This window comes from Aquabacterium sp. A08 (assembly GCF_011742065.1).
This window is the reverse complement of sequence record NZ_JAAQQT010000630.1, coordinates 1-8757: the sequence shown is the minus strand read 5'-3', so window position 1 is coordinate 8757 and position 8757 is coordinate 1. Positions and strand designations below refer to the sequence as shown.

The 8757-nt window shown below is 66.4% G+C and carries 8 protein-coding genes; 4 read left to right on the top strand and 4 right to left on the bottom strand.

Annotated elements, in window-relative coordinates; translation table 11 throughout:
* Together HA630_RS12640 and HA630_RS12635 are read right to left on the bottom strand one after the other, a co-directional pair.
* Positions 1-332: Gfo/Idh/MocA family oxidoreductase (locus HA630_RS12640; protein WP_166835182.1), on the bottom strand; the 332-nt coding region annotated here is incomplete at its 3' end.
* A 47-nt stretch (positions 333-379) separates the two neighbouring features.
* Positions 380-1612: a pyridoxal phosphate-dependent aminotransferase gene (locus tag HA630_RS12635; protein ID WP_166835186.1), complete on the bottom strand. Its 1233-nt coding sequence runs from the start codon at positions 1610-1612 to the stop codon at positions 380-382.
* 53 nt (positions 1613-1665) lie between these two features.
* On the opposite strand from HA630_RS12635, the gene HA630_RS12630 reads away from it, so the two are divergent.
* The 3 genes from HA630_RS12630 (at position 1666) to HA630_RS12620 (ending at position 4575) form a co-directional block, all read left to right on the top strand.
* Positions 1666-2040 carry an Mth938-like domain-containing protein gene (locus HA630_RS12630; RefSeq protein WP_166835184.1) on the top strand — a complete coding sequence of 125 codons (375 nt, stop codon included), beginning with the start codon at positions 1666-1668 and terminating at the stop codon, positions 2038-2040.
* 140 nt (positions 2041-2180) lie between these two features.
* Positions 2181-2657 carry a peroxiredoxin gene (locus HA630_RS12625; protein ID WP_166835176.1) on the top strand — a complete coding sequence of 159 codons (477 nt, stop codon included), beginning with the start codon at positions 2181-2183 and terminating at the stop codon, positions 2655-2657.
* Positions 2658-2829: 172 nt separating this feature from the next.
* Positions 2830-4575 carry a PhoH family protein gene (locus HA630_RS12620; protein WP_166835174.1) on the top strand — a complete coding sequence of 582 codons (1746 nt, stop codon included), beginning with the start codon at positions 2830-2832 and terminating at the stop codon, positions 4573-4575.
* Positions 4576-4641: 66 nt separating this feature from the next.
* On the opposite strand, the gene dnaB is transcribed toward HA630_RS12620, so the two are convergent.
* The gene (gene dnaB / locus HA630_RS12615; protein ID WP_166835172.1) at positions 4642-6060 is read right to left on the bottom strand and encodes a replicative DNA helicase; all 1419 of its coding nucleotides are present in this window, start codon (positions 6058-6060) and stop codon (positions 4642-4644) included.
* A 307-nt stretch (positions 6061-6367) separates the two neighbouring features.
* Between dnaB and HA630_RS12610 the strand changes: the two genes are divergently transcribed.
* Positions 6368-6841: an Lrp/AsnC family transcriptional regulator gene (locus tag HA630_RS12610; protein ID WP_166835170.1), complete on the top strand. Its 474-nt coding sequence runs from the start codon at positions 6368-6370 to the stop codon at positions 6839-6841.
* Between the two features lie 102 nt (positions 6842-6943).
* Here HA630_RS12610 and lpdA read toward each other — a convergent pair.
* Positions 6944-8757, bottom strand: a 1814-nt coding sequence (gene lpdA / locus HA630_RS12605; RefSeq protein WP_166835168.1) for a dihydrolipoyl dehydrogenase, incomplete at its 5' end; no start/stop codon positions are given.

Genomic DNA, 8757 nt, shown 5'->3' with positions numbered 1-8757 from the left:
TGCACGGCCAGCAGCGCCTTGTTGGCGGTGACCACGTGCTTGCCCGCGGCAATCGCCTCCAGCACCAGCGCCTTGGCGATGCCGTAGCCGCCGATCAGCTCGATCACGATGTCGATCTCGGGGTTGGCGATGACCTGGCGGGCGTCGTTGACCACGGTCACACCCTCGCCCACCACCGCTTGCGCGCGGGCCACGTCCAGGTCGGCGACCATGGTGATCTGGATGCCACGACCGGCACGGCGCTGGATTTCTTCCTGGTTGCGCTGGAGCACGTTGAAGGTGCCACTGCCCACGGTGCCAATGCCCAGCAGGCCCACTTGAATCGGTTTCATATCGGTCGGTTCTCGGTCAAAAAACGGGTAACGGTGGGGCCAGCGGCTCAGGTGCCGTGGCGCTTGCGGTAATGCCCCAGGAAGCGCGCGATGCGGCCCACGGCATCGGCCAGGTCGTCCTCGTGCGGCAGGAACACCAGGCGGAAATGGTCCGGCGTTGGGTAATTGAAGCCCGTGCCCTGCACAATCAGCACCTTCTCCTCGGCCAGCAACTCGTAGGCAAACTGCTGGTCGTCGGCGATGGGGTACATCTGCGGGTCCAGCCGGGGGAACATGTACAGCGCGGCCTTGGGCTTGACGCAGGTCACGCCCGGGATTTCGGTCAGCAGCCGGTGCGCCAGGTCGCGCTGGCGGCACAGCCGGCCGCTCGGCGCCACCAGGTCGTTGATGCTCTGGTAGCCGCCGAGCGCGGTCTGGATGGCCAGCTGCCCTGGCGTGTTCGCGCACAGGCGCATCGAGGCCAGCATGTTCAGCCCCTCAATGTAGTCCTTGGCGCGGCGCTTGTCGCCCGACACGACCATCCAGCCGGCGCGATAGCCGCAGGAACGGTAGTTTTTGCTCAGGCCGTTGAAGGTCACGAACAACAGGTCGTCGGCCAGCGAGGCGATGGAGGTGTGCACGTTGCCGTCGTACAGCACCTTGTCGTAAATCTCGTCGGCAAAGATGATCAGGTCGTGCTTGCGCGCCAGGTCCACAATCGCACGCAGCACCTCGTCCGGGTACAGCGCGCCGGTCGGGTTGTTGGGGTTGATGACCACGATGCCCTTGGTCTGGGGCGTGATCTTGCGCTCCATGTCGGCCAGGTCGGGCGTCCAGCCGGCGCCCTCGTCGCACATGTAGTGCACCGGCGTGCCGCCGGACAACGACACCGACGCCGTCCACAGCGGGTAGTCCGGCGCCGGCACCAGAATCTCGTCACCCGCGTTCAGCAGCGCGTTCATGCTCATGGTGATGAGCTCGCTGGCGCCGTTGCCCAGGTACACGTCGTCCACCGTCACCCCGGCAATGCGCTTTTCCTGGGTGTAGTGCACCACCGACTTGCGCGGCGCGAACAGGCCCTTGCTGTCGGTGTACCCCGCCGCGTTGGGCAGGTTGCGGATCATGTCCTGCAAAATCTCGTCGGGTGGCTCCAGCCCGAACACCGCCAGGTTGCCGATGTTGAGCTTGATGATTTTGTGGCCCTCTTCCTCCATCGCCCGCGCCTTGTCCAGCACGGGCCCCCGGATGTCGTAACAGACATTGGCCAGTTTGGCGGATTTCTGGATGGTGGGGGCGGGCATGGCGTCGTGGAGGTGAAACCTATAATTTCACCACACTTTTACAGGCACCCCGAATGAAGCTGCAACCCGACCGCGTGGACACCCTGTCCATCACCGCCCACGGCCCTGGCTGGGTCGCGGTCAACGGCCAACGCCGCGACGCCAGCGTCGTGGTCAGTTCCCAGGGCCGGCTGAGCGACTGGGATTGCCGCAGCGCGGCCGACCTGACCGCCGACCACTTCGCCCAACTGGCCGAGGACGGGCCCGAACTGGTCATTTACGGCAGCGGCGCGCGCCTGCGCTTCGTTTCCCCCGCGCTGCTGCGTCCGCTGATCGAACGGGGCATCGGCGTGGAAACCATGGACACCATGGCCGCGGCCCGCACCTACAACATCCTGGCTGGCGAAGGGCGGCGGGTGGTCGTGGCCCTGCTCATCGAGCCGAATTGAGCCTGGGGTTCACCCAGGCGGGGCTTAGGAGTAAAATACCGGTTTGCCTCAGGGACAAGGGTACGCGCCCGCACCGCGCGCACCGCGGCCGTTCTACCGAACGGCTCCGCCGCCCACTCATCACGCAAGGGATACGCTTCATGGCCGTTGTAGTCAACAAACCCATTCCAGAATTCGAAGCCAACGCCACCGGCGGCGTCAAGGTCACCAACCAGTCGCACCTGGGCCAGACCGTCATCCTGTATTTCTACCCCAAGGACAACACCCCGGGCTGCACCACCGAGGCCATGCAGTTCCGAGACAAGTACAAAGACTTTGTCAAAGCCGGCGCTCAGGTGTTTGGCGTTTCGCGCGACAACATGAAGTCCCACGACGACTTCAAGGCCAAACTGGAATTGCCGTTTGAGCTGATCGCGGACACCGAAGAAAAGATGTGCCACATGTTTGGCGTGGTCAAGAACAAGATCATGTACGGCAAGAAGGTCAAGGGCATCGAGCGCAGCACCTTCCTGATCGGCCCCGATGGCCTGCTGCTGCAGGAATGGCGCGGCCTGAAGGTCCCGGGTCACGTCGAAGACGTGCTCAAGGCCGTCAAGCTGCTGAAAAAAGCCGCCTGATGCCTGGCCCTGCCGTTCCATCGGCACGGGCGGGGCGTGGTGCATAATGAATCTATGCTTTTGAGACCACTCACGCACCGCATCGCCCCCCTGCCCCCAGCCGCCCGGTGAACCCTGGCGGCTTTTTGCTTTCTGGCCCCTGCCCCTGCGACTTTCGTTCACGCCCACGCTCATGCCCCCTCTGCCTCCCGCCCCCACCCGCAAAGCCGCCCGCGTCCAACCCAGCGCCGTGAACGAGGCCGCCGCCGCGCCGGTGCCGGACGCCGAATCCGCTCCAGCCACGGCCACACCGGCCCGCACCGTGCCCGCCCGCACCAGCCGCCGGGCTGCTGCAACCGCCTCCGCGGCACCGGCCGCACCGGCGGCCGCACGCCCGCGCCGCACCGCCGCGGCCCCACAGCCGGCGTTGCTGGCCGCACCGCCCACGCCGGCCGCCGAACCGGTGGCCGTGGCCTCCGCCGCCGCCAGCGCCGCCCCGCCCACCACCCGGGCCCCCGCCAAACGCAAGGCCACCAAAGCCCAGACCGGCCCGACCCGCCTGTTCGTGCTCGACACCAACGTGCTCATGCACGACCCGGTCAGCCTGTTCCGCTTCGAGGAACACGACATCTACCTGCCGATGATCGTGCTGGAGGAACTGGACAGCAACAAGAAGGGCATGAGCGAGGTGGCCCGCAACGCGCGCCAAGCCAGCCGCACGCTGGACAGCCTGGCGGCCCACAACGGCGGCGACATCGCCCAGGGCCTGCCCCTGGCCGCGTTGGGCAACAAAGACGCCAGCGGCGTGCTGTTCTTCCAGACGGAAGCGCTCAGCCACACCCTGCCCAGTGGGCTGCCCCAGGGCAAGGCCGACAACCAGATCCTGGGTGTGGTGCAGGCCCTGACCGACAAACACCCCGGCCGCGAGGTGGTGCTGGTGTCCAAGGACATCAACATGCGCATCAAGGCCCGCGCCCTGGGCCTGGCCGCCGAGGACTACCAGAACGACAAGGCGCTGGACGACGACGAACTGCTCTACACCGGCGCCCTGCCCCTGCCGGCCGACTTCTGGACGCGCCAGAGCAAGACCATCGAAAGCTGGCAACAGGGCGGCCACACCTTCTACCGCATCGGCGGGCCGATCGCCGAGCAGATGGTGATCAACCAGTTCGTCTACTTTGAGGCGCCGGGTGAGCCGCCGCTGTACGCGCGCGTGACCGAGGTGCGCGGCAAAACCGCCGTGCTCAAGACCCTGAAGGACTACACCCACCTGAAAAACGCGGTGTGGGGCGTGACCAGCCGCAACCGCGAGCAGAACTTTGCGCTCAACCTGTTGCTGGACCCCGAGATCGACTTCGTCACCCTGGCCGGCACCGCCGGCACCGGCAAGACGCTGATGGCCCTGGCCGCTGGCCTGACCCAGGTGCTGGACGAGCGCCGCTACACCGAGATCATCATGACCCGCGCCACCGTGAGCGTGGGCGAAGACATCGGCTTCCTGCCCGGCACCGAGGAAGAAAAAATGGGCCCCTGGATGGGCGCCCTGGACGACAACCTGGAATTCCTGGCCAAGGGCGAAGGCGGCAACGCCGGCGAATGGGGCCGCGCCGCCACCAACGAACTGGTGCGCAGCCGCATCAAGGTCAAGAGCATGAACTTCATGCGCGGGCGCACCTTCATGAACAAGTACGTCATCATCGACGAGGCGCAAAACCTCACGCCCAAGCAGATGAAGACGCTGATCACGCGCGCTGGCCCCGGCACCAAGATCATCTGCATGGGCAACCTGGCGCAGATCGACACGCCCTACCTGACCGAAGGCTCCAGCGGCCTGACCTACGCGGTGGACCGATTCAAGGGCTGGCCGCACGGCGGGCACATCACCCTGGCGCGCGGCGAACGCTCGCGCCTGGCGGATTTCGCCAGCGACGTGCTCTGAGGCACCTTCCCATGTGAACCACCCGGGCAGGCCCCGGGTTTTTTTGACCGTGCGTGGGGCCGCGCGTCAGAAATCGTCGGAATACCCGGCCAGGCTCTCGAAGCGGGTCAGCATGTTCATGAACGCCAGCTTGACCGTGCCCGTGGGCCCGTTGCGTTGCTTGCCGATGATGATTTCGGCCACGCCGGGCTCCTTGCAGGCGTCCTTGGTGTAGTACTCGTCGCGGTAGATGAACATGATGATGTCCGCGTCCTGCTCGATGGCGCCGGATTCGCGCAGGTCGCTCATCATGGGGCGCTTGTCGGTGCGCTGCTCCACCGAACGGTTGAGCTGCGACAGCGCAATCACCGGGCACTGCAGCTCCTTGGCCAGCATCTTCAGGCCCCGGGAGATTTCGCCGAGTTCGGTGGCGCGGTTTTCGCCGTCGCTGTTGCTGCCGCTCATCAGCTGCAGGTAGTCCACCACGATCAGGCCCAGCTTGCCGCACTGGCGCGCCAGGCGGCGGGCGTTGGCACGCAGTTCGCTGGGGGTCAGGCCCGGGGTTTCGTCGATGTGCAGCGACACGGTGCGCAGCCGCTCGATGGCCTCGGTCAGGCGCGGCCATTCGTCATCGGTCAGCTTGCCGGTGCGCAGGTGGCCCTGGTTGATGCGACCGATGGAGCCGACGATACGCACCGCCAGCTGCGCCGCGCCCATTTCCATGGAGAACACCGCCACGGGCAGGCCCTCGTTCAGCGCCACGTGTTCGGCGATGTTGATGGCGAACGCGGTCTTGCCCATGGACGGACGCGCCGCCAGCACCACCAGGTCGCCGGCCTGCAGGCCAGCGGTCATGCGGTCCAGGTCGATGAAGCCGGTGGGCACCCCGGTGATGTCGTTGGGGTTGTCGGCCATTTCCTGCACCCGGTCGAGCAGGTCCACCACCAGGGAATCCATGGACTGGAAACCCTGCTTCATCCGGCTGCCTTCTTCGCCGATGTTGAAGATTTTCTGCTCGGCCTCGTCCAGGATGTTGGCCACCGCCTTGCCCTTGGGGTTGAAGGCGTTGGTGGCGATCTCGTCGCTGACGGTGATGAGCTTGCGCAGAATGGCGCGCTCGCGCACGATCTCGGCGTAGCGCCGGATGTTGGCCGCGCTCGGCACGTACTGTGCCAGGGTGTTCAGGTAGGTCAAGCCCCCCACCTCGTCGGCCTTGCCCTGGCTGCTCAGGTGCTCGAACACGGTGATCACATCGGCCGGCTTGTTGGCGTTGATCAGCGCGGCGATGGCGCCGTAGATCAGCTGGTGCTCGGCGCGGTAGCAGTCCGACTCTTTCACCAGGTCGGCCACGCGGTCCCAAGCGGCGTTGTCCAGCAGCAGGCCACCGAGCACGCTGGATTCGGCCTCGATGGAGTGCGGGGGCACGCGCAGCTGGGCGATCTGGCGGTCTGCGCTGTAGGGCAGGCCCTGCGGTTCGAGTTCGTCCAGGGGAAAAATGTCAGACATGGAGATCCTCACGCCGCGTGGGCCTGGGGCCCCAGACACACGCACCGGCGGGCCAGGTGGCCGCAACAATCGAAAAACCCTTGCAAATCAGAGACTTACAAGGGCTTTGAAGGATGCCAACCCACGGACTGGCATCGCCAAACTATAGCACAGCCGGCCCGAAAAGCGGTCGTGGTGCCACGGGTCCACAGCCCGGTCCTGCACGGTATGACCCGCACGCGCCAGCGGGGCGATGCATGAACCGGCGTTTCACCCAAATGGCCCACGGCGCAACATAATTGCGCCATTGCCCCCGAGACCACCCCCCATGCCCACCAACGAACTGGACCGCATCGACCTGCGCATGCTCGCGCACCTGCAAACCCACGCGCGCAGCACCAACCTGGAGCTGGCCGAAGTGGTGAGCCTGTCGCCGGCGCAGTGCCTGCGCCGCCACCGCCGGCTGGAGGAGGAGGGCTACATCCAGCGCTACGAAACCCGCCTGAGCGCGCCGCGCATGGGCCTGACGGTGGTGGCTTTCATCCACGTGTCCATGGAGCGCGGGCACGTGCGCGAGCTGCATCACTTCAAGGACCTGGTGGGCAGCCTGGACGACGTGCTGGAGTGCTATTCGGTGACCGGCGACTTCGACTACATGCTCAAGGTGACGGCGCGGGACCTGCCCTCGCTGTCGCGCTTCCTCATGGACACGCTGATGAAACTGCCCGGCGTGGCGGCGGTGCGCTCCAGCGTGTGCATGGACGAAATCAAGTGCACCAGCGCCCTGCCACTGCCAGGCTGAGCCCCACTTGAGCCCCAGGCCTGCCCCAATGAAGGGGCAGACCGCGCTCCGGTCAGGGAACTGGCGCGCACCGGGCCGCCACGGAGGCGGACCCGGTCAGGCTCAACGCTTGGAGGGCGGCAGATCGGTACACGACCCGTGCGCCACCTCCGCCGCCATGCCGATGCTCTCGCCCAGCGTGGGGTGCGGGTGGATGGTCTTGCCGATGTCCACCGCGTCGGCGCCCATCTCGATGGCCAGCGCAATCTCGCCGATCATGTCACCGGCGTGCGTGCCCACGATGCCGCCGCCCAGGATCTTGCCGTGGCCGTGGGCCTCGGGCGAGTCGTCGAACAGCAGCTTGGTGTAGCCCTCGTCGCGGCCGTTGGCAATCGCGCGGCCCGAAGCCGTCCAGGGGAACAGCCCCTTCTTGACCTTGATGCCCTGGGCCTTGGCCTGATCCTCGGTGAGGCCCACCCAGGCGACCTCGGGGTCGGTGTAGGCCACGCTGGGGATCACGCGGGCGTTGAAGGCGGCTGCCGCCAGCTCTTTGTTGCCCTGCAGTTCCCCGGCGATCACCTCGGCCGCCACGTGCGCCTCGTGCACCGCCTTGTGCGCCAGCATGGGCTGGCCCACGATGTCACCGATGGCGAAGATGTGCGGCACGTTGGTGCGCATCTGGATATCAACATTGATGAAGCCACGGTCCGTCACGGCCACGCCGGCCTTGTCGGCGGCGATCTTCTTGCCGTTGGGCGTGCGGCCCACGGCCTGCAAGACCAGGTCGTAGGTGCCTTCGCTCTTGCTGCCATCCAGGCCCTCGAACTGCACCTGGATGCCTTCGGGCGTGGCCGTGGCACCCACGGTCTTGGTCTTCAACATGATGTGGTCGAAGCGGCCCTTGTTCATCTTCTCCCAGACCTTGACCAGGTCGCGGTCGGCACCCTGCATCAGGCCGTCCATCATCTCGACCACGTCCAGGCGCGCGCCGAGCGTGCTGTAGACCGTGCCCATCTCCAGGCCGATGATGCCGCCACCGACGATGAGCATCTTCTTGGGCAAGCCCGTGAGCGCCAGCGCGCCGGTGGAATCCACCACACGCGGGTCCTCGGGCATGAAGGGCAGGCGCACGGCTTGCGAGCCGGCGGCGATGATGCAGGTCTTGAAGGCCACGATCTTCTTGGTGCCCGTCTTCTCCTGCCCAGTGCCGGTGGTCTCTTCGACCTCCACATGGTTGGGGCCGACGAAGGCGCCGTAGCCGCGCACGGTGGTGACCTTGCGCATCTTGGCCATCGCCGCCAGACCGCCGGTCAGCTTGCCGATGACCTTTTCCTTGTGGGCGCGCAGCTTGTCGATGTTGACGCTGGGGGCGCCAAAGTCGACGCCCAAGTCGGCCATGTGGCTGACCTCGTCCATGACAGCGGCCACGTGCAGCAGCGCCTTGGACGGGATGCAGCCCACGTTCAGGCAGACGCCACCCAGCTGGGCGTAGCGCTCGACGATCACGACCTTCAGGCCCAGATCGGCGGCGCGGAAGGCGGCCGAATAGCCGCCGGGGCCGGCGCCCAGCACGAGCACGTCGCATTCGATGTCGGCCGAGCCGCCGAAGCTGGCGGCCGTGGGGGCCACCACCGGCGCAGCGGCCGGGACCGCAGCGGGTGCGGCTGCAGGCGCAGCAGCCGGTGCGGGGGCCGCTGCAGTGCCTTCCGCTTCCAGCACCAGCACCACCGAGCCTTCGCTGACCTTGTCGCCCAGATTGACCTTGAGCTCCTTGACCACGCCGGCGTGCGACGAGGGGATCTCCATCGAGGCCTTGTCGGACTCGACGGTGATGAGGCTCTGCTCGGCCTTGACCGTGTCGCCGGGCTTGACCAGCAGTTCGATGACCGCGACCTCGTCGAAATCGCCAATGTCGGGAACCTTGATGTCCATGAGTG

Coding starts and splice junctions, on each gene's coding strand:
- HA630_RS12635 (WP_166835186.1), bottom strand. CDS start 1,612: ATGCCCGCCCCCACCATCCAGAAATCCGCCAAACTGGCCAATGTCTGT.
- HA630_RS12630 (WP_166835184.1), top strand. CDS start 1,666: ATGAAGCTGCAACCCGACCGCGTGGACACCCTGTCCATCACCGCCCAC.
- HA630_RS12625 (WP_166835176.1), top strand. CDS start 2,181: ATGGCCGTTGTAGTCAACAAACCCATTCCAGAATTCGAAGCCAACGCC.
- HA630_RS12610 (WP_166835170.1), top strand. CDS start 6,368: ATGCCCACCAACGAACTGGACCGCATCGACCTGCGCATGCTCGCGCAC.
- dnaB (WP_166835172.1), bottom strand. CDS start 6,060: ATGTCTGACATTTTTCCCCTGGACGAACTCGAACCGCAGGGCCTGCCC.
- HA630_RS12620 (WP_166835174.1), top strand. CDS start 2,830: ATGCCCCCTCTGCCTCCCGCCCCCACCCGCAAAGCCGCCCGCGTCCAA.